At 43.2% G+C, this 26184-nt stretch carries 23 protein-coding genes and 5 tRNA genes; 22 read left to right on the forward strand and 6 right to left on the reverse strand.

Annotated elements, in window-relative coordinates; translation table 11 throughout:
* Positions 1 to 149: 149 nt before the first annotated feature.
* A complete protein-coding gene (locus NSS87_RS06170) occupies positions 150 to 3512 on the forward strand; it encodes a DUF5107 domain-containing protein (protein WP_339245596.1) in 3363 nt (1120 codons plus the stop codon).
* A gap of 122 nt (positions 3513 to 3634) precedes the next feature.
* Positions 3635 to 3805, forward strand: coding sequence for a hypothetical protein (locus tag NSS87_RS06175; protein WP_156113060.1), 171 nt, complete (start codon positions 3635 to 3637; stop codon positions 3803 to 3805).
* 75 nt (positions 3806 to 3880) lie between these two features.
* Here the strand turns inward: NSS87_RS06175 and cmpA are convergent, their stop codons facing one another.
* Entirely contained in the window at positions 3881 to 4018 is a 138-nt protein-coding gene (gene cmpA / locus NSS87_RS06180) for a cortex morphogenetic protein CmpA (protein ID WP_094874036.1), read from the reverse strand.
* A gap of 65 nt (positions 4019 to 4083) precedes the next feature.
* Complete coding sequence (locus NSS87_RS06185) at positions 4084 to 4446, reverse strand: hypothetical protein (protein WP_042185506.1); 363 nt, start codon at positions 4444 to 4446, stop codon at positions 4084 to 4086.
* Positions 4447 to 4566: 120 nt separating this feature from the next.
* Between NSS87_RS06185 and NSS87_RS06190 the strand changes: the two genes are divergently transcribed.
* Positions 4567 to 5037, forward strand: a complete 471-nt coding sequence (locus NSS87_RS06190) for a SprT family protein (RefSeq protein ID WP_081382729.1) — start codon at positions 4567 to 4569, stop codon at positions 5035 to 5037.
* Between the two features lie 13 nt (positions 5038 to 5050).
* On the opposite strand, the gene NSS87_RS06195 is transcribed toward NSS87_RS06190, so the two are convergent.
* Complete coding sequence (locus NSS87_RS06195; protein ID WP_042185508.1) at positions 5051 to 5689, reverse strand: pentapeptide repeat-containing protein; 639 nt, start codon at positions 5687 to 5689, stop codon at positions 5051 to 5053.
* 204 nt (positions 5690 to 5893) lie between these two features.
* Here NSS87_RS06195 and NSS87_RS06200 point away from each other — a divergent pair, with 204 nt between their 5' ends.
* On the forward strand, positions 5894 to 12718 hold the full coding sequence (locus NSS87_RS06200; RefSeq protein ID WP_339245601.1) for an S-layer homology domain-containing protein: 6825 nt from the start codon (positions 5894 to 5896) through the stop codon (positions 12716 to 12718).
* A 200-nt stretch (positions 12719 to 12918) separates the two neighbouring features.
* Here NSS87_RS06200 and NSS87_RS06205 read toward each other — a convergent pair whose 3' ends face one another.
* A complete protein-coding gene (locus NSS87_RS06205; RefSeq protein ID WP_149645207.1) occupies positions 12919 to 13350 on the reverse strand; it encodes an Lrp/AsnC family transcriptional regulator in 432 nt (143 codons plus the stop codon).
* Positions 13351 to 13476: 126 nt separating this feature from the next.
* Here NSS87_RS06205 and NSS87_RS06210 point away from each other — a divergent pair, with 126 nt between their 5' ends.
* From NSS87_RS06210 to NSS87_RS06255, 10 genes are all read left to right on the forward strand, one after another.
* The gene (locus tag NSS87_RS06210; protein ID WP_339245604.1) at positions 13477 to 14229 is read left to right on the forward strand and encodes an MBL fold metallo-hydrolase; all 753 of its coding nucleotides are present in this window, start codon (positions 13477 to 13479) and stop codon (positions 14227 to 14229) included.
* Positions 14230 to 14382: 153 nt separating this feature from the next.
* Positions 14383 to 14458 (forward strand) — tRNA-Asn (locus NSS87_RS06215).
* A gap of 7 nt (positions 14459 to 14465) precedes the next feature.
* A tRNA-Ser gene (locus NSS87_RS06220) sits at positions 14466 to 14554 on the forward strand.
* Positions 14555 to 14932: 378 nt separating this feature from the next.
* Complete coding sequence (locus NSS87_RS06225; protein ID WP_042185514.1) at positions 14933 to 15394, forward strand: hypothetical protein; 462 nt, start codon at positions 14933 to 14935, stop codon at positions 15392 to 15394.
* Positions 15395 to 15490: 96 nt separating this feature from the next.
* Positions 15491 to 15682, forward strand: coding sequence for a hypothetical protein (locus NSS87_RS06230; RefSeq protein WP_339245606.1), 192 nt, complete (start codon positions 15491 to 15493; stop codon positions 15680 to 15682).
* A 645-nt stretch (positions 15683 to 16327) separates the two neighbouring features.
* Positions 16328 to 16753: a GNAT family N-acetyltransferase gene (locus NSS87_RS06235; protein WP_339245609.1), complete on the forward strand. Its 426-nt coding sequence runs from the start codon at positions 16328 to 16330 to the stop codon at positions 16751 to 16753.
* 48 nt (positions 16754 to 16801) lie between these two features.
* On the forward strand, positions 16802 to 17407 hold the full coding sequence (locus tag NSS87_RS06240) for a class I SAM-dependent methyltransferase (RefSeq protein ID WP_339245611.1): 606 nt from the start codon (positions 16802 to 16804) through the stop codon (positions 17405 to 17407).
* Positions 17408 to 17786: 379 nt separating this feature from the next.
* A complete protein-coding gene (locus NSS87_RS06245; protein ID WP_339245612.1) occupies positions 17787 to 18647 on the forward strand; it encodes a cation transporter in 861 nt (286 codons plus the stop codon).
* 83 nt (positions 18648 to 18730) lie between these two features.
* Positions 18731 to 18802 (forward strand) — tRNA-Glu (locus NSS87_RS06250).
* 6 nt (positions 18803 to 18808) lie between these two features.
* Positions 18809 to 18891, forward strand: a tRNA-Leu gene (locus NSS87_RS06255).
* A gap of 75 nt (positions 18892 to 18966) precedes the next feature.
* Here NSS87_RS06255 and NSS87_RS06260 read toward each other — a convergent pair.
* Positions 18967 to 19590: a hypothetical protein gene (locus NSS87_RS06260; RefSeq protein WP_339245615.1), complete on the reverse strand. Its 624-nt coding sequence runs from the start codon at positions 19588 to 19590 to the stop codon at positions 18967 to 18969.
* 231 nt (positions 19591 to 19821) lie between these two features.
* On the opposite strand from NSS87_RS06260, the gene NSS87_RS06265 reads away from it, so the two are divergent.
* Both NSS87_RS06265 and NSS87_RS06270 read left to right on the forward strand, forming a co-directional pair.
* Positions 19822 to 20187 (forward strand): helix-turn-helix domain-containing protein, encoded by a 366-nt coding sequence (locus NSS87_RS06265; protein ID WP_076284054.1) that lies wholly within the window; start codon positions 19822 to 19824, stop codon positions 20185 to 20187.
* Positions 20188 to 20270: 83 nt separating this feature from the next.
* A tRNA-Leu gene (locus tag NSS87_RS06270) sits at positions 20271 to 20353 on the forward strand.
* 175 nt (positions 20354 to 20528) lie between these two features.
* Here NSS87_RS06270 and NSS87_RS06275 read toward each other — a convergent pair.
* Positions 20529 to 21008 carry a glutathione peroxidase gene (locus NSS87_RS06275; RefSeq protein ID WP_042124801.1) on the reverse strand — a complete coding sequence of 160 codons (480 nt, stop codon included), beginning with the start codon at positions 21006 to 21008 and terminating at the stop codon, positions 20529 to 20531.
* Positions 21009 to 21347: 339 nt separating this feature from the next.
* Here NSS87_RS06275 and NSS87_RS06280 point away from each other — a divergent pair, with 339 nt between their 5' ends.
* The 6 genes from NSS87_RS06280 to NSS87_RS06305 all read left to right on the forward strand — a co-directional run bounded on the left by NSS87_RS06280 (position 21348) and on the right by NSS87_RS06305 (position 26184).
* On the forward strand, positions 21348 to 21626 hold the full coding sequence (locus tag NSS87_RS06280; protein ID WP_042124803.1) for a hypothetical protein: 279 nt from the start codon (positions 21348 to 21350) through the stop codon (positions 21624 to 21626).
* 93 nt (positions 21627 to 21719) lie between these two features.
* Positions 21720 to 22139: a thiol-disulfide oxidoreductase DCC family protein gene (locus tag NSS87_RS06285; RefSeq protein ID WP_339245618.1), complete on the forward strand. Its 420-nt coding sequence runs from the start codon at positions 21720 to 21722 to the stop codon at positions 22137 to 22139.
* Between the two features lie 74 nt (positions 22140 to 22213).
* Entirely contained in the window at positions 22214 to 23122 is a 909-nt protein-coding gene (locus NSS87_RS06290) for a copper amine oxidase N-terminal domain-containing protein (protein WP_339245621.1), read from the forward strand.
* Between the two features lie 36 nt (positions 23123 to 23158).
* Entirely contained in the window at positions 23159 to 23593 is a 435-nt protein-coding gene (locus NSS87_RS06295) for a DUF6526 family protein (protein ID WP_042185530.1), read from the forward strand.
* A 187-nt stretch (positions 23594 to 23780) separates the two neighbouring features.
* Positions 23781 to 24944 carry a hypothetical protein gene (locus tag NSS87_RS06300; protein ID WP_339245622.1) on the forward strand — a complete coding sequence of 388 codons (1164 nt, stop codon included), beginning with the start codon at positions 23781 to 23783 and terminating at the stop codon, positions 24942 to 24944.
* On the forward strand, positions 24937 to 26184 hold the full coding sequence (locus NSS87_RS06305) for a CpaF family protein (protein ID WP_339245624.1): 1248 nt from the start codon (positions 24937 to 24939) through the stop codon (positions 26182 to 26184). Before NSS87_RS06300 ends, NSS87_RS06305 begins: the two co-directional genes overlap by 8 nt.

Here is a 26184-nt window from a genome sequence, read left to right on the forward strand (position 1 = left end):
ATTAATTTATTTGAAATAACAACATATTCATAAGGAGATTATTATTTTTAGGATAAGAATATTGTCCATCAGTTACAGATTATCGTCAATTGTTTAAAAGCGCATACAACGATAAATTAGAGCTATATCACGAAGGAGGAGAGAACGAAATGAGTATGAAAGAGCCTTCTACAATCTTAACGAACAGCGTCCGCATATGGGAGGAAATGGTTGAAATTCCTACCTATGAAACAGGCGAACCCGATAAAAATCCAATGTTCCTCGAGAAGCGAGTCTATCAAGGCAGCTCGGGGCGAGTATATCCACATCCTGTGGTTGATAAAATTATGGATGAGAAAGAAATGAAATCGTATCAGATGGTAATGCTCGAAAATGAATTTGTACGCATCGAGATCATGCCTGAAATTGGCGGCCGTATCTATCGTGCTCTGGATAAGACGAACAATTATGATTTTGTTTATTATAATCGCGTGATTAAACCTGCGCTTGTTGGTCTGACAGGACCATGGATTTCAGGTGGAATTGAATTTAACTGGCCGCAGCATCATCGTCCGAACACGTTTGGCCCTGTGGAGCATGTAATTACGGAGAATGAAGATGGCAGTGCAACCGTATGGGTGAGTGAAATTGACCGGATGTATGGAACGAAGGTCACAACGGGCTTCACGCTGCATCCTGGAAAAGCCTATCTCGAAGTTACAGCACAGCTATATAACCGAACTTCGGAGCCACAAACCTTCTTATGGTGGGCAAACCCTGCGGTTGCAGTCAATGACCATACGCAATCGGTGTTTCCACCGGATGTCACAGCCGTATTCGACCATGGTAAGCGTGATGTGTCCAGATTCCCTATTGCAACAGGAACGTATTACAAGATGGACTATTCCGAAGGTGTAGATATTTCGCGCTATAAAAATATTCCTGTTCCTACCTCATACATGGCGTACAAATCCGAATATAATTTCGTGGGTGGCTATGATCATGGGGTTGAAGCGGGTCTGCTTCACGTAGCGAATCACCATGTATCTCCGGGTAAAAAGCAGTGGACTTGGGGGAATGGCGAATTTGGTCAAGCGTGGGACCGTAATTTAACCGATGAGGACGGACCCTACATTGAATTAATGACAGGGGTATTTACGGATAATCAACCCGATTTCACTTGGCTCCAGCCGTATGAAGAGAAGTCATTCACACAATATTTCATGCCATATAAGAACATCGGTGTTGTGAAAAATGCTTCTATTGATGCCGCCGTTAATCTTGAGGTGGATGAGACTTTATGGACTGCCACTGTGATGGCCTATGGAACTTCGGTATTCGAGGGAGCGGTTATTGAACTTAGAGGACAGCATAGAACGTACGTAAAGGATACCGTTACGCTCTCTCCAGAATTAACCTATAAATCCGTCATTACGTTAGATGAAGTGGATCAGCCGCATCACTTAATCCTAACGGTGTTTGATGTGAACGGAAACAGCCTCATATCTTATCGTCCAGCGAAGCCTAGCATTGAACAGGTTCCAGATGCAGCCAAGCCACTTCCACTACCGGAAGAATTAAAAAGCACAGAGCAGTTGTATTTGGCTGGAGTTCACCTGGAGCAATACCGTCATGCCACGTTCGAGCCAGAGCATTATTATGAAGAAGGCTTAAGAAGAGATGCATCCGATATTCGGCTTAATGTGGCTTATGGGACGCTGCTGCTTCGTCGAGGATTGTTTAAGCAAGCGGAAGAACATTTCCGTACAGCTATACGATCGCTGACTTGGCGCAATCCGAATCCATATGATAGTGAAGCGTACTATCAGCTTGGTGTAGTTCTCAGACTGCAGGATCGCAAGGAAGAATCATTTGCTGCCTTCTACAAGGCGGTATGGTCTGCAGCATTCCAAGACAGTGGATACTATGCATTGAGTCAAATTGCTTGTGAACGAGGGGCGTATGAAGAAGCGTTGGAGCTCGCAACTAGAGCTTTGGCACGTAACACAAGAAACTATAAATCAAGACATGTGAAAACAGCACTTTTACGCAAGCTTGGACGTTACTCTGAGGCGATTACATTCGCAGAGGAGACATTGAAACTAGATATCGCGGACTTCGGGGCAGCGCATGAGAGAGTGCTTACGCTTACATTGCTCGGGCGACAAGAGGAAGCAGCTGAGGCTCAGATGAAGCTTGCACGGTTCATGCGAAACGATGTGCATAACTATTTAAATCTAGCTTCCGATTATGCAGGTAGTGGATTGTTCGCGGAAGCTGCACAGGTGTTAGAGCAAATTCGTAGGACATCGAATGAACCCAATTATCCGATGGTGCATTACACATTGGCTTATGTACACGAGAAAATGGGCCGTGAGGAAGAGGCGACAGCGCAGCTTCAGCTTGCTCAAGCAGCATCTTCTGATTATTGCTTCCCGAACAGCTTGTTTGAGCTGCAGGTATTAGAAAGCGCGATTGCCTGCAATCCGCTAGATAGTAAGGCTCATTATTATCTAGGAAATCTATTCTATGATAAAAAACGTACCGACGATGCCATTCGCCATTGGGAGCAATCCGTCGCGCTTGATGATCGTTTCCCGACGGTTCATCGTAACCTTGCGCTTGCTTATTACAATAAGCGTAATGATGCTGAGGCTTCCTTGCAGTCACTTGAACAAGCTTTCCAGTGCAATACGAATGATGCGAGAGTATTCTACGAGCTGGACCAATTGTATAAGAAGATGGGTGTTTCTGCTCAGGAGCGGATGGCAAGACTGCAGCAGCATATGGAGCTGGTGGAGGAGCGGGATGATCTATACCTTGAATATGTGACCCTACTGAATTTGCTTAGCAAGTATGAAGAGGCTTTGTCAGTTCTATTACGACGCCAATTCCATCCATGGGAAGGTGGCGAAGGGAAAGCTACGGGGCAATATGTTTTGGGGCTTGTTGAACTGAGTAAGCAGGCGAATCAGGTAGGCCAATATGAAGAGGCTATCTCATTATTAACACGTGCGCTTCATTATCCAGAGAATTTAGGTGAGGGTAAGCTCGATGGTGCGCAAGAGAATAATGTGTATTACGAGCTTGGTGTGGCTTATAACAGATTAGGCAATATGCAAGAAGCTGCACGACACTGGGCGATTGCGTCTCAAGGCTTGAAAGAACCAGCCAGCGCGATGTACTACAACGATCAGCCGCCAGAAATGATCTTCTATCAGGGCTTAGCATGGGGACAGCTGAATCATCCGAAGGAAGCGAACCGGCGTTTTAATAAGCTGATCGATTTCGCAGAAAGACATCTCTTTGATGAGGTGAAGATTGATTATTTTGCCGTATCCTTACCTGATTTCCTCGTATTTGAGGATGATCTGAATAGACGCAATCAAATTCATTGCTTGTTCATGATGGGTTTAGGTTTATTAGGCTTAGGGAAAATGGCAGAAGCGAAAGAACGATTTGAAGAAGCGTTGCACTTGGAGCCGAACCATCAGGGAGCTCGAATTCACAAGGCGATGTGCTTGAAATCATAAAAGAAATAAAGCAGCTCCATGATGCCGGAAAATAACTGGTTTGATTTGGAATTTTGTTTCAACTCTGAAAGCCCCGGGTTAATGGAGACTATCTACCAGCCTATATTCGAAAGGAGAGATTGATGATGGAACCGGGCTATAAAGATAGAAGCGTTGAAGTGGAGCATACAGAGGTGCAACGGAAATCGGATTCCAGTGTTGTCGCATCTACCTTTATTAAATATGCTGCTTATATTATTATTTTTTTCGGAGCACTTTTCTTCTTGGTCAGATATGTATTCCCTATGTTCTAATTCGGATTCCAACGAATCCTATACAAAAATCCATCCCCTGTAAGTAGCGGGATGGATTTTTGAATTTAACGAATCCTATAAATTTCTCTGGATGGAATCCGGTGATTCCGCAGAATTACGATAAAAGAACCAGCACTCGTTCAGCAGCTTGATCTGACGGCGGTCTTTTTTGTAATAAGCTTTCATCAGTTGATGGCAGAGCCACTGTGGCAAGGGTATCACTCCTCTAACTGCTTACGTAAGTTAGCATATGGAGAAATGAGCCTAAAGGTGACGATTTACAGAATGCTTTCTGCTTCCTCTTCGTACCACTGCTCTAATTGAGCCTGCAGCGCCCGAATCTCGGTCAGCAGGGAGATGAGTGGATAGTTCTTTTGCTCCTGAACAGAGGCAAAGGCCTGTTCCAATCTATTGATATAATCCAGACCGGACTCTAGGGAGTAATCTTCGCGTAGCAGATCCAATGAATCACACTCAGCAATAGCTAAGGGCAGCTCCGGTACATTATCGGCTGTCAGCTTGTCGATTTCTTTGTTTAGACGTAAATTGAGCGCACTTAGCTGGTACGCATATTCCTCGGGCATTTCCACGAATTGCAATTCTTGATGTTGCTGCAAAATTACATACCGCATTTTCGGCATTGGTCATTCTCCCTCCGTACTTGTCTTCCTTCTTGACAGTTTAGCCTATGCACAAGTTACAATTCAAGTAGAGATCTTAATTCCCGTGGAAAGGACTTGTGATAGAACGCTATGGAAACGATGAGCAACGAAGAGCTGCAGCTGTGGATTGAGCAGGTATCACGGGACAGCTTTGGCGTACCCTTTAGGCACAAGGCAAGCTTTAACAGCCGATTATCTTCAACAGGCGGTCGATATTTTACCAAGAGCCATAATATAGAGATTAATCCCCATCAGCTTGCTATGTTCGGCAGAGAAGAGACGGAGAAGATTATAAAACACGAGCTCTGTCATTATCATCTGCATTTGGCGAAGCGAGGGTATATGCATCGTGACACTGATTTCAAAAGACTGCTGGCACAAGTCGGCGGGAGTCGCTATTGTCAGACATTGCCGGGTGCGAAAGCTCGAAAGTCACTCCCTTACCGGTACAAGCTGATCTGTACAGCATGTGCTATGGAGTATCCGCGTAAGCGAAAAGTAGACCCAAAGCGCTACCGCTGCGGCAAATGTTCGGGTAAGCTGAAGCTGCTAGCGCTGGAAGTCCAGTAAGTAGAACAGCACGTTATTTTATAACCAGACCCATCAATCCAACAAAGGAAACAGCTTGCTGAGGCGAAATGATACATCCCTCTAAATCTTGTATATCCACGATCAAGCCACTGAACTCGCAGTCACTAAGATCAATCCCGTTAAGCTTTGATCCTGACAATGTGGCTTGATCAATATTACATTCGCTGAAGCTGACTTTCTGGAAATTCGATTGGTAGTAATCAGAGCTCATCAATGAACTATTCTCAAAAGCAACCTGCTTCAGATTAGCCATTCGAAATGTTGCGAAATCCCCGATACAATCTACCACGCGAACATTCTGGAATCTGCCTCTTGTGAAGTCCGTACCGATGAGCTTGCAGTTCCTGAATTCGGTTCGATGAACAATTGCATTCGTAAAATCCACATTGGATAGATCGCATCGCTCAAAAATTACATCCATCAGTTCAATCCCAGTTAAGGACGACTCGATAATCGTAACATTTTTAAAAACCACTTGATCAAAGCTGACTTTATTCGCCTCTTGATTATCAATAACTGTATCGCTTATGCTGCAACGACTGAATTCATCTTTGGTTTGCAGCGAGTATATTTGCTCAGGGAGTAGAGCGTCTGGATCTGATATTTTTGGTGAATCCATTTTGAATTTCATATGTACCTCCATTTAATGAATGCTCGTTTCTAATTAAATTAACTATCTTAGGGTTCAGCAGATTTGTCAATTTTCAGTAGCGCTCAGACCTTTCGGGAGATACGTACAAATACACCTTTTTATGGATAAAATCACACATCGTTTTGTAAGCGTTACCAACTTAAGATGGAAGGGAAGTCCATATTAGGTAGAGGGGGCACATTTATGAAACGATTCAGGTCCGCGATGGCGGGTCTGCTCGCGATGCTGCTGATTTTCTCAAGCTTGCCTGTGATGGGAATCGGTAGCGGTTCCGTAGGAGCAGAAGGGGTTGGAGGAACAGGCGCAGGGCTAATTCCATCAGGGACAGTACTCATCAAGAATAAGTGGAAAAATAATTTCTTATATGAAACGTCTGATGGTATCGTGCGTTATGGCATGACCAATCCAGCGGACACATCATCGCATTGGACAGTGGAGACGGTAAATGGTCTGTCACGAATTAAGAATGTGAAGACGGGCCACTACATTACAATGTCTGGTAATAACGGCAAAGAGGATACGCTTAAGGCGGCAGATCTACAAGGATCAGGAAGTGTTACGGATCAATGGTTGATCGATACTTCCAATAGAAACGGATATATGATCATCCGAAGCGCAACAGTGCCAGAGAGTAAACTGGTTATCCACGAGGAGAATCAGCTTGGTTACGCGCAAGTAAGCTCGGATATCAATATTACGTTTGAGAGTCCGCAGTGGGCTTTTATTGATCTGAATTCAGTACCAGTAGCTGTAAGGCTGGAAAGCCGGATGCGTCCCGGTCAGGTAATGTATGAGGACGAAAAAGGAAATGTTCTCTACGGCAAACAGTCTTTGAAAAATGAAGCAGCCCAGTGGTATCTTGATCAGGGAACGGACGAAGGAACGTTGATGATTCGTAACCGTGAGACGGGTCATTATATTAAGCAGAATGAGCAGACTTGGGCAGGAGTTTTTTCGCAAGAAATCGATATGAATAATGTAAAGCTAAGTGAGTGGTTCCAAGAGAGTGCACCAGATCCAGATGGAACAGGCTTTATTACGCTTCGTAACAGTGGTTTAACTGATAGTGGGAGTCCGTTATGGCTAAATCCACAATTCAACGATGACAATAACGTGCGCTCTAACGGCTGGCCGGGATCAGCCTCTAATCCAAGTGCGCAGTGGAGCATCGTGCCAATTTCTGAATTTAAGCCGGTACGATTGGCTACTTATACAGATGCACAAGTAGCTACAGATTTTTTATATGAAGCTGCAGACGGCGAGCTTAAGCATGGCGTTATGACTTCAGAGGATGCAGATTCATCCGATTATCTATGGTATGTAGAGGATTATGATGGCAATAAGCGTATCCGTAATGCGGAAACTAATCATTATATTTCATACACTGACGGCACAGCCAAGGCTGTAGAGATCAGCGAAAGTCAGCCATCGGATCAGTGGAAATTTAAAGATTCTGATGATTATGATGATTACCTGACACTAGAAAATGTTGAGAGCAAAGACATCTATATCTCTACCTTGGGTGGAGGTAATGCTGGAGCAAATGGGGATGCGACTTCCTTGAGCGCCCAGTGGCAGCTTCTAGATCCCAATACACCGACTGATGGAACCATTCCATATTATCGAATTCAAAATGGATGGAAGTCTTTTTATTGGTATGAGTCTGCTGACGGCCTCTTGAAGTATGGAAATATGCAGAAGGATGGCTCCGATCAGTGGCTCGTGGAGAAATATAATGGCCGCAAGCTATTCAAGAATAAGAAAACAGGCCATTACATTAACACAGTGAACATGCCAGATGGCCATATTCAGGTCACTGAGCTTCCAGACAGGAATAATGTGGAGCGAGAATTTATATGGACAGGCAAAAATATTGGCGACAACACATACGTAATTAGCAGTGTTCTCGACAAGGAACCAAATAAATTCCCTGAGAAGTTCATTTCACTTCAAAATCTCACTAAATACGCCGAGTATGGTGTGATCAATCCAGGCTGGGGCAGTCCACAGTGGAGATTCGTTACTGTCACAGAGAAAAAGCAGGACTTATTCCGCTTTAAGCTAGACACTGTAAATGGGGAGGATCAGTATCTTAAAGATGGTCCTTTGCTGACTTCTCCAAATGTACTAGAGAAATTGCTAGAATCTAAGACTGTCACTGAATCTGTCTATGATTCACAGGACACTGAAGCAATGGTTCCGCAGGATAAGTCGGAATCTGCAACCGCTGATCCAAATCCTGTAGCTTTAGCTGCTGCGAACGAGGATGTAACAGTAGGTCAGGCTACTTATGGTTCACTTGATATGAATGACGATACCTTTGTCTGGCAGCTGCAAGAAATAGCTGGTAGCAATGGATCTGTGAAGATTAAAAATAAAGGTACTGGACGTTACCTCTCCCTGGAGCATATAGGTGGTGCAGTAGATGAGATTGAGCCTAATGTTGCCGTTCAGACACTGCAAACCGTCTATGATGTATGGGGCAGCATTAAGTGGATTGTGGATATGCAGCCTTCAGGTCTGACTACTTTCAAGAGTGGATGGGCTGGCCACTATATGTATGGGGCTTCTGATGAGAATGGGAATCCGATTATAAAGATCAGTAAGGCTCCCGATGCAGCGGATAGAAACAGTGCTCATTTTGCCGCTGAAGCCGTTGAAGCGATTGCGCCACCTATCCCTGCTTACCCTGTAAGATTTAAGAATGCAAGCAGCGGGGAGTATTTATACGAGAATGAACACGGAGTTGTTCTGTACGGGCAGCCGTCAGCAGAGAATGGATTCTCGCATTGGAATATATTTGTGCAGGACGGCAAACAAACGATTATCAATCGAGCAACAGGCCATTATTTAACATTGAATGGAGATTATTCATACTTGGAGAGCAGTAGCGCGGAACCGGCTATAGACGGAGCATCTGCTTGGGAAGTAAGCTTGGCTTCCGATTATACGCACTACACCATTCGTAGTCTCTATGGAGAATACGACGATGAATTAATAAACATTGCGAATAAGACAGGATATGCTGAACGTGCGCTCCTACTAGAGAGTGACGGCTTAGCTCAATGGACACTTGAAGCGGCTCAGCAGGAGTTTACTACTCCGTCTGGAGAACTGCGCAATAACAATACAACAACTCCAGTTCAGAATGATACCAACATTATAACGATCGTGCCGAAAGGGCTGACTGGTAAAGTATTGGCTGAACAAGAAGGGGCACTCGTATATGCAGAAGCCTCCGACACGGCGGCTCACACCCAATGGATCATCCAAGATGTAAATGGACGTAAACGCATAATGAATGTTCAGACCAAACATTATCTTTCTTTAAATGAAGCAGACCAAGCCGTCTTGTTAGCTTCTGGGGAAGCAGAACGTTCCCAGTGGACGCTGGAAGAGAAGTTGGGCTACAAGCTCATGTTAAGTGCGGATAATACAGCCTATCTTACTCACGACGCATCAGCTGTTCAACTTGGTTCTGCTGTGGGAACCAATAGCACTCTTTGGAGCTTCCTGCCTATCCCTACAGATGCAATGTATGCAGGAGGAGAAGCATTCCAAGGAGATCATGTTATACGGTTTGCAGTCAATGCCCAGCAAGCCGGTGAATATGATGCCGTTGTTCGTTACAAGAATACTTCCAGTGATGTAACAGATCTGTTGCTTGAGGTGAACGGCCTGAAGGAATCAGATAAAGTTAACGTGGTCAAGACTTCCTCTTGGAAGACTGTACAGGTGAAGCTGAAGCTGCGTGCAGGAATCAACACCGTTTCTCTAAGCAACGACAATATCGATTGGAATAAAGTAGGCATTGATAGCCTGACAGTAAAAAATAGCGTGAACAAAGTTTACCGCGGGGCAACAGTTCCTTATATTAGCTATGAAGCTGAGGATGCAGTGACTAACGGAACACTAATCGGTCCTTCGCGGAAATATCGCACTATGGCTTCTGAGGCTTCTGGACGACAAGCCGTCGCCTTGAAGAATACTGGGGACTATATAGAGTTCAAGCTTGCAGAAGCAGCTAATTCTATTGTTCTGCGCTATTCCATTCCGGACAGTTCGGATGGTGCTGGTGCTGAAGAAACATTGACTCTATATGTAAATGGAGTTAAGAAACAGCTTAATTTGACTTCAAAATATGCTTGGGAATATGGTAGCTACCCATGGTCAAATGATCCTCGTCAAGGTAGTGGACATCGCTTCTTTGATGAAATTCATGCTCTGATTGGCGATGCTCCTGCCGGAGCAACCATTCGTTTAGAGAAAGGAACAGGAGACCAAGCGACTTCATACGTCATCGACTTGGTGGATATGGAGCAGGTAGCCCCTGAGTTGACTCGCCCTACCGGCTTTATTTCTGTAACGGATTTTGGAGCGGTAGCCAATGATGAGGGAGATGATACCGCAGCCTTTAAGGCAGCGCTTGCCGAAGCGAAGGCAACAGGGAAAGGGGTTTGGTTCCCGGTAGGTACCTTTAATGTCGGAGAGGGTCTGCTGGATCTGGATACAGCCGAAATCCGTGGAGCAGGCATGTGGTATACGGTTCTGAATGGCGCCAAATTTTACGGTCACGGTGGCAAGGTTGGCGTATACGATCTATTGATTGAAGGTGGCATTAATGTACGGGACGATGAAGCGTTCACTAACGCCTTCCATGGTGCTTTTGGCCAAGGCTCGGTCATTCAGAACGTATGGATTGAACATACCAAAGCAGGCTTGTGGTTAACACAACCTATTGGTGAGAAGGCTCGTACGAATGGTCTGTATATGGCAGGTCTTCGAATCCGCAATCTGATGGCGGATGGAATTAACTTTGCTGTAGGCACTGGCAACAGCATGATGGAACAAAGTGACATCCGCTATCCAGGGGATGATGGTATTGCGATGTGGTCGTTCACAGATACCAAATTGAATGAAGTGAATGGCGCGGAACGGACATTTAGCTATAACAATACGGCACGTTTTAATAACGTCTCACTGCCATGGTTGGCCGATAACATTGTGGTCTTCGGTGGTAAAGATAACAAAGTTCAAGATAACGTGGTAAAAGATACTGTAACTAACGGAGCCGGGATCGCTGTATCTACCCGTTTCTCCGCAGAGCCGTTCCAAGGAACGACTATCGTTGAGCGGAATACATTGCTTCGCACAGGTAGTTATGATTCGGGCTACGGGGTAAACCTCGGTGCGTTATGGCTGTACGCTGGTGAGAGCAACCTAAAAGGAAAAGTACTCATCCGTAACAATACGGCGCTCGACAGCACCTATTCTGGCCTGATTGCCCACGGTAATCTGGAGGGAAATGCTCTCACGACGATTGATGGAGTTGTTCTGACGAATAATGTATTAGACGGTGCTGGTACGAGCGGTATAGAAGTAACGAAAAATCTGAAAGGTAACCTGCTCGTCGACAACTTGATTATTCGTGGTGAACGGATGAACCTCCTGTCCAATGCATCTCCTGAATTTAGCATCATTGAACAGAATCAAGGGATAGCCACAGCTGTTAAACCTTTCTCCATCAAGCTAGCAGATGGGCAGAGCGGACCTGTTGTACTAGAACAAGGAAAGTCAGCTATTCTTCAGGTGTTGGACAAAGAAGGAGCGGATATTACTACACAAGCTACACTTAATTTTATGAGCAGTGACATTGCTACTTTTACAAACAACAGTATTCATGGAGTTAAAGTGGGAAGCACAGACTTCACGGTAACTGTTGGCAACGATAAGAGGGTGTATACAGTTGAGGTGGTATTACCTAATGGTGGGACGGATCCTGTGGATCCGACTGAACCAACGAGTACTCCTGATCCGGCGGGGTCAGTAAATCCTGTTGCACCTGTCGCTACACCAACTCCAACACCAGCTGCTAATCATGATGCGCAGCTAAAAGCTAAGGCGACTGCTGGGCAAGCTCTTATCGAGATTTCAGCTAACGGAGAGGGTATAGCTCGCTTTAGCGCAGAAGCTTTACGCGATGCAGCAGCACTTAGCCCGAATGCGGTGCTTGTCATTGCCAGTGGCGATATGAGCTATCGCTTTCCGTTAGGACTCGTGGAGAGCGTGCTGAAAGCTGCACAAATGCCGGCAGGCACGCTAGAGTTTCAGCTAAGTCCGCTAAGCGGAAAAGGATTGGAACAACTGCTTGCCAAGGCTAAGCAGCAAGGCTTTATTGTACACGGAACTCCGGCCAGTATCACCTTAAAGGTTACAGATGGCAAAACCACTGTACCTGCTAATGGTTTCGGTACTACGTATGTAGAGCGTACATTTATGATTAAGGAAGTACTGGATGCGAAGACGGGAGTAGTTCTTATATACGATGAGCAGACGGGTTCCTTCCGTTATGTACCTGCATTGTTCGAGATCGTAGGCGGGATGACCAAGGTTACTGTTAAGAGCAGCAGTGCTAGCGGGATATTCCTCGTTGCACAACATCCTGTAACTTTTGGAGATATTTCTTCACACTGGGCAAAGAACGAGATTGAAACGCTTGCCAGTCGACTGATCTTGACCGGACAATCCAAAGATAACTTTGCACCTCATAATTCCGTTAGTCGTGCTGAGTTCGCAGCTATGCTAATTCGCTCTTTAGGCCTAGCCGCTGCGAACACAACGAAGACCTTCAGTGATGTGTCTGATTTATCATGGTATGCTGCAGACGCCAAAGCTGCGGCAGCCTTAGGACTGGTTCAAGGCTATGAGGATGGAACCTTCCGTCCGAACGCCCCTATTACACGGGAGCAAATGGCTGTTATGGCAGCTAGGGCACTGAAGCTGTTAAACCTTGGAGCAGGAGAATCGGGAGCTAACCCTGCGACAAATGTATTTACAGATTCATCTGCTATTTCTTCTTGGGCTAAAGAGGCTGTGAATGTCTTAACAGCAAAAGGAATCATGAAAGGCCAATCGGCAGATAGCTTTGCACCTGGTAATGATACTAGCCGTGCAGAGGCAGCAGTGATCCTAACAAGATTACTTAAAGCTGCTGGATTATTGAATTAAATTTCTACTAAAAGAGCAGCTATTCTCCAGTAATTGGAGAATAGCTGCTCTGCGTTTTTTGGACGAAGGCTGTCTGCCAGAACATATTTGGTTATTTTCATGCCAATAGCGACTAGAGGGTCCGTTAGTATGCCAAATATTCGATTATGCTGCGTAAAAGGTCAACTGGCTCCGATAGCGGCCTCATAGGCGATACAGCCTTATTTAAGCTTCCCCATCGACAAATTGACTCTGTAATTTCCGAACTTTAGCAGCTCGTCGAGAAAGTTATTCAAATCCTCTTGGCTTCCCGTACGAACACGTATCCAATAGCAGCCTTCTCCACTGACGCGATGCATTTCTTTTACGCTGTCATGCTGCTTTGCGAATGTTTGAAAGGCTGGATGTACCGTATTCGAACCTAGAAAGACCGTTATAAAGGCATTGATCGCCTCACCAACTTTATCTGGATTCCAGCGGACGGTGTAGCCTTCAATCACTCCGGTGTCCTGCATTTTGCGAATACGTGCGCCCACAGCTTGGCCTGTCATATGCACTTGCTGCCCAATGTCTCTGTGACTGATCGTGGAATCATCAATTAGAAGCTGTAGGATGCGAAAATCCACATCATCTATGGAATAGGAACTCGTCATTATTTAAAATCCTTTCTGCGTGAAAGTAGAACAGGCCAATCTCTTTCCAATCTCAATGTATTCTGTTTCAAGGTCCAACTATAATTAATTGTAGCAGAAGATATCTGAAAGAAAGAAGGGCTTACGATGAAAATACAGCATATTCGCAACGCGACCCTATGGATGGAGTATGGGGGAAGTACATTTCTGATCGATCCTATGTTGAGTGAGCAGGGCGCTAATCCTCCCATTTTTAATACGGAAAATGACCGTCGGAATCCGCTTGTATCGTTACCGGGATCAGTAGACAAATGGCTGAATCCTAATGCAATAATAGTCACGCATCTTCATCCAGATCATTGGGATGCCGCTGCCGTTTCCTTGCTGCCGCATAATCTCCCGTTATTTTGTCAGGAGGGGGACAAGCATACCCTAGTAGAGCAGGGATTTGAGAACGTCTCGGAAATCACCGATAAGCTGACATTCCAAGGAGTAACTATAACACGTACCGGTGGACAGCATGGAACCGGAGAGATTGGCAAGCTGATGGGGAAGGTATCCGGGTTTGTCTTTCAGGCGGAAAACGAACCAGTTGTGTATTTGGCAGGAGACACGATTTGGTGTGATGAGGTGAAGATTGCACTCGATGCCTTTAAACCTGAGGTGACGATCGTTAATGCTGGTGGAGCGCAGTTTTTAACCGGAGGTCATATCACAATGAATGAGCAGGATGTCGTAGACTTATGCGAATATGCTTCTTCTACTAAGGTGATCGCTGTACACATGGACGCCATCAACCATTGCCTTGTTACCCGGGATAAGCTAAAAGCTCACTTGGAGAAGGAGGAGCTACAGGATCGAGTACAGCTTCCGCAAGACGGGGAATGGTGTTACGCATAAACTAAAGGGGGGAGTGATCCCCTCTTAAATCTAGCTAATGGCAGAAATAATGCATGAATTTGAAAACGATCACAAAAATTATTTTACCTGCTTGACTAGACCTTGAAATCATGATAAATTAATTCATGTTCACTTCTAATTTACTTCTAATGTTCCCTGATAGCTCAGTTGGTAGAGCACTCGACTGTTAATCGAGTTGTCACAGGTTCGAGTCCTGTTCGGGGAGCCATTTTTATGGAGAGATACCCAAGTGGCTATAAGGGGACCCTCTGCTAAGGGGTTAGACTGCGTAAGCGGTGCGTGGGTTCGAATCCCACTCTCTCCGTTCTGAATTACATAAGAAGAGCTTCCATTATGGGGGCTCTTTTTTTGTTGTATGAATTTATTTGAGGTGGCTAAATTCGAATTATCTGGAATTGAGGTAGTGCCTGGGGCAGATCACGCGGATGTGTGATTTGTCTTTTTTTATCTGAATTATCAGTGATCATATTCAATATTTTGGAAGGTGAATAGAGTGAGAAAGGCGAAAGTTTACTGAAGTATACGCAAAATAGAAGACGTTTGAGAAATCGATTTTAGCATCAAATACATCAGTGGTATCCTGAATCTAGAGACTATTAGACTGTATAGGAACAGATGATTAGGTGAGTGGTAGTTTGGAGTTGTGGGAGATTGACGAAAAAATTTGAAATGAGGAAAATTCATGGATACCAAACATAGGCAGGATCGACTTCAATATCTATTACAACATCAAGACAAAAAGAATAAAAAGATTATAACAAGTTCTTTGTTTGATGAATGCATACAAACTCTTGGAAAGCAGACCCTTATATTTAGTTCAGAGAAATCAAAGGAAATATATAAAGATTTTAGTGCAGAGTATGAAATCACATTTTATGGTCGAATCGAATGGTCAAATTATGATTTTATAGAAATAACGGCAGAAGTAATAGAAAACAACACGAGATATATTGATAGATCAAAAGAGATGTATGTACTGTGGAGTCATGGCGAAGATCCAGTTATACAAACTACGTTAGAATCTGCATTAAAGAACTTAAATAATATAACTGCGGTCTCACCAGATATATGGTTTTATCGACCAAATGAATTTGTGATTGAGATCTTTCATGATGGAGTAATAAGAGGACATAAAAAATATTGAAATATTGTTTATGTGATTCATGAAGTCGTCAGCAAGACGAATTATATTCATGATCAAAAAGGCGATCATAAAAAAACATCTGTGGGAGCGTAATTAATGGATAATATATTATTGATAATATCTGGAGTTCTTCTTTTATTATTTAGTTTTTCAATGTTTATATTAATAATTCGAAGTGCAATTGATGGATCAAATATGTCAAAAAAAATGGATGTTTTAATTGATGAAATTAGAATGCTTAGAACAGAAATTAAGAACAACAAACATATAATTGATAAGAAAATTTGAGAGTGTTCCATTGAAGTAGAAACTTTCGATAGCATAGCGTCTACGCATCGTAGTCTTACTGATGGTCCACTCAAGGAATTTCGAATAGAGTTGAATCAGGAGAATAACCCTGCGAGGCTACCTACGTAAAACACATAAAGTTCATAGGATCTGCAAGGTGAAGTTTTTTTGTATGAATTCTATGCGTCTTTGAGCTTTGAAAAAAGGAAATAACCAAAAGGTGAACAAGCATTATAAAGGCGTAATCAAGGCAGAATTAACCTGCGGATAACGTCGCATTTCTGCTTCGTAAATTAACCGATGCTACGCACCTGAAGCGGCTTGGACGTCAGAAATGCATATGCATACGACTTAATCTGAAAGGGTTTTATAATGCCATATCATAATTTTATTGTTGGACTACAGTCACAAATTCATTTAGCCTTAAAACCAGAAGGTATTGATCGTTAAATGAATCACTTTGATCAAAATTCTGAGAATTCAATATCCTGGTTTGTTGAAAAATAAAGTTTGAGACAATTCGAGAGGCACAGGAATGGGTTTCTAGTGGTCACTTAAATGAGATAGGTTACTATTTATAATAGAGTGGTTAACCACTCAGAAACGTTAGTCGAAATGTTAGAGATAAACCATCAGGAGGAACTTATGTCGATTAATCCTAAGATATTTTATAGCACAAATGAAGAAACAGATTACGTCAGAAAAAAACTTATTGAATTTAACTCTAAACAAGTACCAAACGGCATTTATGAGGAGATAAATTTATGCTTGAAGGATGATAATGGAGATATTGTTGCCGGTATCAACAGTGCGATATGTTGGAATTGGATGGAAATTGGTATTTTGTGGGTGGATGATAACTATCGTAGTCAAGGTTACGGGAAAAGATTATTGGAAGAAGCAGAGAAAGTTGCCAAAGCAAAGAAATGTACTTTTATCAAATTAGATACATTCAGTTTTCAAGCGCCCGAATTTTATAAGAAGTATGGATATAAAGTAATTGCAACTATCGAAGATGCTCCGCTTGGAAGTAAACACTTTTACTACAAGAAGGATCTTAGCTATGATTAAGGTGGCTTGAGGAAGGCATAAACCTAAAATCAAAGGAGAGAAACAACTGTGGAGCTTTTTAAACAAATACCCTTGTACAGATTTTTGGCTTTATGTAATGAAAGTGGCATGGAAAAGACCATATTAGATTGTGGGGCAGGAGGGGATACTCCTCCACTAAGTTTGTTTGCGAATTATGGATACGCTACATATGGAATAGAGATGAATGTTGAACAAATGAACAGAGCTAATCAGTTCGCAGCAGAAAGAGGGCAGAATTTAAACATACATCAGGGTGACATGAGACAGTTGGCATTAAACGATGAGTCGATGAGTTTTGTGTATTCTTATAATTCTATTTTTCATATGAAAAAACAAGATGTGAAAGAAGCGATAAATGAATTGAAACGGGTGCTAAAACCTGGTGGGTTATTATTTGTTAATTTTTTAACCCTTAAGGATTTTCGAGTCGGTGACGGAGTTGATTTAGGAGAACATCAGTATGAGCAAATGGAAGATGATGAATTAGTAATTCACTCTTATTATGATTATGATGAGGTGGACTCTATGTTTTCTGATATGCAATTAATATATAAAGAAGATCGAGTGCTTGAAAGAAAGTTTGAAGGCGAATGGATACGGCAAGGATTTATCGATTACATATATGAAAAATAGTTAAGAACAACTTAGAATAAGGTCAGATAAAGATGTAGCAATAATAAATTGTTCGCAACTTGGTTTGCTATTTCATATTCGGGCCATTCTCATTTTGACTGAAACTCTACGAAGTCTTCGCCAGAGCTGATCATCGGGAATATTGAGATTGGGGCTATAACGTATTTCATTTTAGTCCTAGCCGTTCTGATGGAGCTGTTCGTAACCCGCTTAAAGAAGAAATTGATGGTTAAAGTGTAAAGTTATCTTTTAATCTGGTTGTAAGAAAAAGCATTTGTTTTGTTCAAAATAGTATGTTAAGTTATAAACCTATTTGACAGAGCACACAAGTTAGAGCCTATAATGGCTCTTTTTTTGTTAGTTGGCGGGAGTGAGGAACATGGATCATAGGAAAATAGAACGTTCAATCACCTATGCAAAAGTATCGTACTATATGAACATTGTTATGGCCGTTGGGAAAATGATTGTAGGGTTATACACTGCCTCGGTATTCTTATGCATATATGCTTTTTACAATGTAGGGCTGGCCTTGGCGAAGGCAACGGCGGTCAAGGGACATTACGCGGGGAAGCAGCCGCCTGACGAAACACATCCCTACGGTTACGGTAGAGAAGAATATAAGAGTTATTTCAAGGTTGGAGTCATCTTAACTACGTCTAGCGTTGTTTTTATCATCTATTGTTTGCTGTTATTTTTGTATGGCAGTTCCGTGAGTTATTCGAAGAATGTAGCACTCGCCATCGCATGCATGACTTTTGTAGAAATTGTTATGGCGGTGCATGGGTCGATCGTTATGATGAGAAAAGGAAAAGCGCCAGCCGTTTCGGCGATCAAGTTATCCAATCTAGCGGCCTCTTTAATATCTCTTGTTCTTACACAGACAGCTATACTTTCGTTTACACATCAAGGGGATATGTCTTATTATAACGGTCTTGCGGGACTGATCTTTGGTGGGCTTGCTGCGTTGATCGGCGTTGGTATGATGCTACATATGCATCTCGTACTGATTGCTAAGCATTATCCTTTTGTTAGGAGAAAGCTAATCAAAACTATACAGTCTTGCGGCATGAATCTTTCTATTGAACTTATTCGTTACGAGGATCATGGTCCTAGAAGGAAGCTTCTTTATGTTCATGAGATACACAGCGACTCCAGGGAACAATATGAGGAGATCAAGGCAAGGATTAGACGTGATTGGGATATAGAGATGATTGAAGAATCGAAGAATGCTACAGGCTGAAGTGATATGAAAAAAAGTGCTTGCCATGTCCTTATATTTCTGGTATCATAATTTTTGTTGTCACGTTAAGACAACCTTGCTAAGGCCCGTTGGTCAAGGGGTTAAGACACCTCCCTTTCACGGAGGTAACATGGGTTCGAATCCCATACGGGTCATATTATGCGGTAGTGGTGGAATGGCAGACACGCTATCTTGAGGGGGTAGTGGGTGTATACCCGTGGAGGTTCGAGTCCTCTCTACCGCATACAAATAAAAAAGTAAGAATTCCTTTGCTTCGCAGAGGTTTTCTTACTTTTTTTTATAGGGTTAGACAAGTTGATTAGTTCTTGAAGGCTCTTGCATATTGGGGATAGAGCTGTCTGACACATTCTGGGCAAATATCATGGGTGAATTGCAGAGAAAGCTGATGTTTTAAAAAATGTTCAATGTTGATCCATTCATCCTTAGAATTTCGAATGGATTTGCAGGAAGCGCAGATGGGGATTAACTCTTGTGTTGGCTGACATGTCGAACAGCTGCTTGTGATCCCCGACATCTTAGTTCCTTCTATAAATACACCCAAATCATATAGAGAAATTATAAAAGCAGCTTCTAGATAATAATCAGAGAGTAGCGGATAGATTTCCAAACGAAAGATACGCGTCCCTTTATAGGCGGTTTGAATGATGAACTCAGAGGTATAAATCTGTTGCTCTCTGCGGAGTATAATTTTCACCGAATCATAAAGCTTGGCCCATTGATCGGAATCGATGATTACATCTTGCAGAAGCTCCGAATAATAAGCTCCAATCCATTGTTTGTGAGGGGAGAGGCCATATTCATGACTAAATGCTTTCCACTTCCTGTTGGTGAACTGGATAACACCTTGGCTGTTGATGACCACTGCATTGTGCGTCAGATATTCAAGTGAATGGATAATGGAAGATGATAAGCATTTTGACAAAAGTCACCGCTCCCTCCTAGAGATCCTTCGGGATGACATGTTAATTAAGGGGGTCAGACGGCATTACATCAGACACTTGTCACCTGAGTCGCCTCTTATCGTCACTCTAACCATATGATATAATCGGATAATACATAGTAACACCAATTATATACTTTTTTACGTTATTTTGCAATAGGCAATTACTTAAATAAGTCTTTTTTTATTTTTTTTGTGAAGGGCGGTTTACGGATGCAGACCATATACGAACGTATAGAGTACTTAATTAAGCAAAAAGGTCTCACCAAGAAATCATTCTGCGAGCAGTTAAATATAAGCACAGGTAATATGGGAGATTGGAAGCGGGGCAAATCTACTCCGGGAACACATAAATTAATTGAGATCGGCGCTTTTTTTCATGTAAGTCTGGACTGGCTTATTTTAGGTAGAAATACATCTGAAATATTGAAAGAGAGCAATGAGGACTATGATTTCGGAGAAGCAAAGTTGAATGAAGATCGAACGAATAAACTGCTTCCAGAGGAAAAGGAATTCATTAAAGAATACCTAGCATTCACTGAATATCGTAAGCAGAAATGGGCCGACGAAAATTCTTAAATCAACGCCTTTACATTTCGGGGAAGTACATTTATAATAATGAATGTTGACCTCAAACAAAGTTTTATGTTTTATCTCACCGCGCGGTAGTGGTGGAATGGCAGACACGCTATCTTGAGGGGGTAGTGGGTGTATACCCGTGGAGGTTCGAGTCCTCTCTACCGCATACAGAATGACGAAAGAAGCCTTGCGACGCAAGGCTTCTTTTTTATGCTTAACGAGCAATCGGAAAGCTGTATTTTCGTATTTTGGATAATGACAAAAAGGATACTGACCGCATATCACCTAGTGGGCTGAGTGATGTGGCCAGTATCCTTTTTTAAAATTTCTTATTGAATGGATTATTTCAGAAGCTTGGAGATATAGGATTCGATCTGCTGAGGAGTAGTTTTAGGAGCAAAACGCTTAAGGACACGGCCTTCTTGATCCACCAGGAACTTGGTGAAGTTCCATTTCACGCTTTTTGAGCCTAGAACACCAGGTGCTTCCTTTGATAAGTATTTGAATAATGGGTGTGCTTCATCACCTTTTACATCAATCTTCTCGAACATTGGAAAAGTTACCCCATAGTTAATCTCGCAGTATTCTGCAATTTCATCACTTTCGCCAGGCTCCTGGCCAGCAAACTGATTGCTTGGGAAGCCAAGCACTTCGAATCCGCGATCCTTAAACTTCTCGTACACTTCCTGAAGCCCTTTATACTGAGGCGTAAACCCGCATTTGCTAGCTGTATTCACAACAAGGAGTACTTTACCTTTGTACTTGGACAATGATTCTTCTGCACCCCGAAGAGTGTTGACCTCAAAATCATAAATACTCATGGATGCCACCTCCTTTGTAATTCCCAATTTTGATTTATCGCAATTTAATTGTACACTATTTATGAGGGTGAGCCAAATAAGAAAATTCTATGAACCATTAACGCCCATTCGGTTTATTAAATCACAGCAAAATGAATGATCATAAATTAAATGTATCTGTATATATTTTATGGAAATAATGACTGAATAAAGGCGTTGATCAGAAAAGAGCAATAAATAGCCTCCGTGTTAGGCGTCTTTGGTTGACATCACTCTTAAAATTCTTTAATATGTCTAAGTATCTGAGAATATGTTGCGTGTGCAATTTACAACCAAAAATTTAAATAATGGGTGATGAAGATGTCTTACAGACCGAATATTACGAATGTGACCAAAGCCAGCAGCAACGATAAGGAAGGATTGTACGAGTTCATTATCAAGCTTGCTGATGGAACGGAGTGCCGTGCGTTTTATAATCGGTTTCCGGAATGGAAAATGACGAACATCAGCCGCCTGCTTAAAACTCCATGTCCAATTTGCCGCAAAGATTTCATCTGTAAATGCATGGAGGCATTCACTGCTGATTTCGAAGGACAAATGATCGGTGATCAATGGATTGAAAAGGCAATTGCTGAATAATTAAAGAACGGTACATGTTGGCGCGGGATTCTATCCCGCGTTTTTGTTTACCCAAAATATGCGATACACTTATCTTTATAAGGAGGGGGAGCTATGAACGAGGAGCTGAACATTATGCAAAATAAGTCCATTGTGTTGATTGATGGGGTGTGTCATCTTTGCCAAGGTTTGCTTCGTTTCATCATCCCGCGTGATCCCAAGGCTAAATTTCTATTCGCCCCTTTACAAAGTGAAATTGCCGCTAAGCTAATGAGTGAGGCTGGACTTCAACCTGGGAAGTTGAACACAGTTGTATTGCTGGAGAACGGTGTATATTATACAGAGTCGGCTGCTGTACTGCGGATTGCACGTAGATTGAGATGGCCTTGGCCTGCTGCGTATTTCTTTATTGTAGTGCCGCGCCCAATACGGAATATCCTTTACCGCTATGTTGCAAGGAATCGTTACCGTTGGTTCGGGCGCGATGAGCAATGTCTGCTCCCAACACCGGAGATCAAACAAAGATTTTTGTAATCCGGGATTTGGCTAGATGTTATAATGTAACCATAATTTGTTATAGTTAAGGACATTTAGCGAGGGGCGAAGGGATGTTGCGAAAGGCAGGGCTTTATCTATTAATAGTTATGCTAGTTTCTTTAGGTACGATGGGAACGGTATCCGCAGATGCTAAGCTCAAGGTAATGGTGAATAATTCGAGCGTGAATTATGGCGTGCAAATCGTCTCTGGACAGACGATGGTTCCGCTGAAGGCTTTTGAGAGCTTCAAGAATACTTCTATTCAGTGGGAAGCCCGTACAAAGCAAGTAACGATCGTTAGAGACTCCATGAAGATTATGCTTGCTGTGGGTTCTCGAACGGCGTGGAAGAACTCCGAATCCGTACAACTGGATGCACCTGCTAGCATCATGGATGGAAGAGTTACGGTGCCGCTGAGATTTATTGCGGAAGCTCTTGGAGCAAGAGTAACGGTAGATGTTACTACGAATACTGTCTGGGTTCAGGAACGTGCCAATGCGAAGCTTATGCAGAATTATAATAGTAGGGACTTGGTAGTTTCCCGTATTGCATCTTTACAATTCCCGGTTGAAGAAAGAGAACCGTCCCAATTAACGGGTGATAATGATGCGTTGTCTATGTCGTATTATTTTCCTGAAGGCAGATCTGATGGATATTTCATAATCTATGGGCATTTTGTATCTTATTATGAGATTAAAGACAACATTAGAACAGTCGTATGGGAAGCAGATTTGGACAATTCGAAAGAGGCTGATAAAAAAGATTTTACCGCGATATTCGGACACCCCATTGCGAAGGAATATGGTAAAGCCCCTGTTTTAGCCCCATCCTATGCCTATTATTATACGAGTGTATGGGGAAGTCAGATTATTTGCGGAATCGTTAATGCGGATGGAACGACTAAAGTATCAGGGAAGTCGCTGAACTGGGAGAACAACAAGCCCTTTATTGTGGCAATTCCCGGCGAGACCAAGCTTTAAGCGCTATACAAGTCATATAAAATATGGAGATGAATTATGAATAAAGGGAAGCCCAAGGGATTTATGCGTTTTGATTGGCCTTTTCATTTTGTGACGATGCCGCTTGCTCTAATTTTGTTTGTGTGGTCGGCGATTTATGCTGTTCAAGAGATACGTGATGATGGTGCTTTAACGGTGCCATTGCTATTATTCGGGATGTCCTTATGCTTACTTTTTGCGATTACAAGAATTCGTATATATGCGACAAAAAATCAGGACCGCGTGGTGAGAGTGGAAGAGCAGTTTCGCTATTTCCGTCTGACAGGCAAAGCTTTGAATCCAGAGCTTGAAATAGCCCAAATTATAGCGCTACGCTATGCAGGTGATGATGAGTTTCCAGCACTGTGTCAGCGGGCGGTGAAGGAGAAGCTCAACCCTGCCGATATTCGGTCTGCCATTAAGATCTGGCGTGAAGATAAGATGAGAGTATAGTATCCAGCTAGTGTGCGAAAAAACTTATTGCTGCCTTCTTATATATATGCTACTATAGCTGTAAATTAAAGGAATAGTGACGGAAGCACCGTTCAATTACCGTATCCACGGTTATTGTCGGTGCTTTTTTTGCTGTCTTTTTTTGAAGAAATAATGGATTTCTTCTTATCGAAAGGAGCGTGGTTTCATGGCGGCAAGGATTGTGCTCGCAGTGCGTGAAAGTCAATATATCGAACCATTATTGCACTATCTTCATCACAGCGAGTACGGAGAAATGCTGCGTATTACGGCTTTTAGCCGAATGGATGCTTTTATCGAATTTATGAGGGGAGAGGACATCCCGGATGCTGTTGTGGGGGACTCTTCTTTTATCGAGGCTTGGCTAGTAGAGGGGAAAAGCACGGTTCCATGGGCAGTTTTGAGTGAGGATGGAGGTTATCTCGGTAAGAGTGTTAAGAGTCTGGGAGGGGGAGTGATGATTGCCAAATATCAGGCGCTTCCTTCCCTCCTTGAAGCATTTCTCCAGTTATGTGAAGTTCAGAGAGGTAGAGGATCTTCTGTGCTAGATGAAACGCTGTTGCTGGGGGTTGTCTCTGCCAGCGGCAACATGGGCAAAACAACGATAGCATTGAATATGGCGAAGCAGCTTGGTGAAATGGGCCTTTCGGTTTTCTATCTGAACCTTGAGAGTATAGACAGCAGTGGGTTGTTTCTCAGAATCCCTGTAGGTTATACGCCTGGACTAGAGCGGCTGCTATATGAAATAAAGGCCAATCGAGACAAGGATGAAGCGGATACGATCGAATTAGGACAATACTTCATTAGATATGATCACCTCCGAACTGCTGCTTTCAGACCAGTTATTAATGTGAAGGAAATGCTGCAGATGACTTTGCAAGATACGCTGGATTTGTTAGAGCGGCTGGTTGCGGAGAGAAACTTTGATGTTGTTATTGTGGACACCGGCAGCATCGAGGAAGAGCGTGCGAAAGCTGTGCTGCAGCGAAGTGGGATTTTACTTTGGGTCCTGAAAAATGATGATGTAAGCATGTATAAGACTATGAGATGGTTGTCGCATTGCACCGCTCCTAACTCTGGCATGCTCCCCTATGTGATGGAGAAGAGTAAATTTGTAGTGAATTTTGCAGTGGATCGTTTGGAAGAGTGGGTGCCTCCTGAAGGAATTATCATTGAAGGCGTATGTCCCTTTATCCCATCATGGACGCTGCAACACCGTGAGGAGCTCTTTTTGAACTCTCCACAATTTCAGCAGGAGATCATGCAGTTGTGCAAGCGGATTGTAGAGCCAGCACTCCCATTAGTTTTTACAGGGAAGAATATCCATGAATGAGGAGATGGAGATGTTCAGGGCGCTGCGTAGTGAGATTCGTGCAGGGCTTGATGTGACTTCTGCAGTAGGAAACCGTGAACTTACTGGGTTTATCGAACGAACGATTCTAGAAAGTGAAAGCCTCCGTTACTTAACAGCACAGGAGAAGCATGAGTTAGTTAAGAGACTATTTGACTCCTTCCGAGGATTGGATGTGCTTCAGCCATTAGTGGATAATCCGGCGATCACGGAGATTATGATCAATAGTCATACTGAGATTTTTATAGAAGAGGAGGGTCAGATTCGTCGTCTTCCTTTGGAATTTGAGTCCAGTAGCAGGCTGGAGGACATTATCCAAACGGTAGTATCCGGTGTTAACAGGGTAGTAAATGACTCCTCTCCTATCGTTGATGCCCGGTTGAAGGATGGATCCCGTGTGAATATTGTACTTCCGCCAGTCTCACTGAAGGGACCAGCGATGACCATACGTAAATTCCCGGAGAAGCCGATGACGATGAATGAATTGGTGAGTCGTGAAGCTTTAAGTCAGGAAGCAGCAGAGCTACTGCAAATCTTAGTAGCTGCTAAATACAACATTTTTATAAGCGGGGGAACGGGCTCGGGGAAGACCACCTTTCTAAATGCGTTATCTCAGTTTATCCCTTCACAGGAGAGGGTCATCACAATAGAAGATTCTGCTGAGCTACAGATTGTAACGGTGCCAAATCTCGTTTCCCTGGAAACTAGGAACGCGAATACGGAAGGTAGAGGGGAGATTTCTATTCGAGATTTGATTCGTTCTTCGCTGCGGATGAGACCCAATCGAATTGTTGTGGGTGAGGTACGGGGAGCGGAATGCCTCGATATGCTACAGGCGATGAACACTGGACACGATGGAAGCTTGTCCACAGGGCATAGTAACAGCGCGCACGATATGGTCAGTCGACTGGAGACGATGGTGTTAAGTGCTGCGGATCTGCCGGTAACGGTTGTTCGTCAGCAAATCTCATCGGCGATTGATATATTCGTACACTTATCCAGGCTCCGTGATCGTTCTAGGCGAGTGATGGAGATTAGTGAGGTTGCAGGCCTGAAAGATGGAGAAGTGGTCTTGAACCCTCTATATGAATTTCGAGAGTCCGGTGAACGAGAGGGCCGGGTACAAGGAGGGCTGGTTTCTTGCGCAAACCCGCTTATGCATACAGCAAAGCTTAGAATGGCTGGTGTGACCTCCTATCCGTTATCACAGGCTGGATTCTGA

This window comes from Paenibacillus sp. FSL F4-0243, assembly GCF_037963295.1.
Taxonomy (GTDB): Bacteria; Bacillota; Bacilli; order Paenibacillales; family Paenibacillaceae; genus Paenibacillus_AQ.

Bases quoted from the DNA above. Each gene is read 5' to 3' on its own strand.
- NSS87_RS06170 (WP_339245596.1), top strand. From the start codon at position 150: ATGAGTATGAAAGAGCCTTCTACAATCTTAACGAACAGCGTCCGCATA.
- NSS87_RS06175 (WP_156113060.1), top strand. From the start codon at position 3,635: ATGATGGAACCGGGCTATAAAGATAGAAGCGTTGAAGTGGAGCATACA.
- NSS87_RS06185 (WP_042185506.1), bottom strand. From the start codon at position 4,446: ATGCCGAAAATGCGGTATGTAATTTTGCAGCAACATCAAGAATTGCAA.
- NSS87_RS06190 (WP_081382729.1), top strand. From the start codon at position 4,567: ATGAGCAACGAAGAGCTGCAGCTGTGGATTGAGCAGGTATCACGGGAC.
- NSS87_RS06195 (WP_042185508.1), bottom strand. From the start codon at position 5,689: ATGAAATTCAAAATGGATTCACCAAAAATATCAGATCCAGACGCTCTA.
- NSS87_RS06200 (WP_339245601.1), top strand. From the start codon at position 5,894: ATGAAACGATTCAGGTCCGCGATGGCGGGTCTGCTCGCGATGCTGCTG.
- NSS87_RS06205 (WP_149645207.1), bottom strand. From the start codon at position 13,350: ATGACGAGTTCCTATTCCATAGATGATGTGGATTTTCGCATCCTACAG.
- NSS87_RS06210 (WP_339245604.1), top strand. From the start codon at position 13,477: ATGAAAATACAGCATATTCGCAACGCGACCCTATGGATGGAGTATGGG.
- NSS87_RS06225 (WP_042185514.1), top strand. From the start codon at position 14,933: ATGGATACCAAACATAGGCAGGATCGACTTCAATATCTATTACAACAT.
- NSS87_RS06230 (WP_339245606.1), top strand. From the start codon at position 15,491: ATGGATAATATATTATTGATAATATCTGGAGTTCTTCTTTTATTATTT.
- NSS87_RS06235 (WP_339245609.1), top strand. From the start codon at position 16,328: ATGTCGATTAATCCTAAGATATTTTATAGCACAAATGAAGAAACAGAT.
- NSS87_RS06245 (WP_339245612.1), top strand. From the start codon at position 17,787: ATGGATCATAGGAAAATAGAACGTTCAATCACCTATGCAAAAGTATCG.
- NSS87_RS06265 (WP_076284054.1), top strand. From the start codon at position 19,822: ATGCAGACCATATACGAACGTATAGAGTACTTAATTAAGCAAAAAGGT.
- NSS87_RS06275 (WP_042124801.1), bottom strand. From the start codon at position 21,008: ATGAGTATTTATGATTTTGAGGTCAACACTCTTCGGGGTGCAGAAGAA.
- NSS87_RS06280 (WP_042124803.1), top strand. From the start codon at position 21,348: ATGTCTTACAGACCGAATATTACGAATGTGACCAAAGCCAGCAGCAAC.
- NSS87_RS06285 (WP_339245618.1), top strand. From the start codon at position 21,720: ATGAACGAGGAGCTGAACATTATGCAAAATAAGTCCATTGTGTTGATT.
- NSS87_RS06290 (WP_339245621.1), top strand. From the start codon at position 22,214: ATGTTGCGAAAGGCAGGGCTTTATCTATTAATAGTTATGCTAGTTTCT.
- NSS87_RS06295 (WP_042185530.1), top strand. From the start codon at position 23,159: ATGAATAAAGGGAAGCCCAAGGGATTTATGCGTTTTGATTGGCCTTTT.
- NSS87_RS06300 (WP_339245622.1), top strand. From the start codon at position 23,781: ATGGCGGCAAGGATTGTGCTCGCAGTGCGTGAAAGTCAATATATCGAA.
- NSS87_RS06305 (WP_339245624.1), top strand. From the start codon at position 24,937: ATGAATGAGGAGATGGAGATGTTCAGGGCGCTGCGTAGTGAGATTCGT.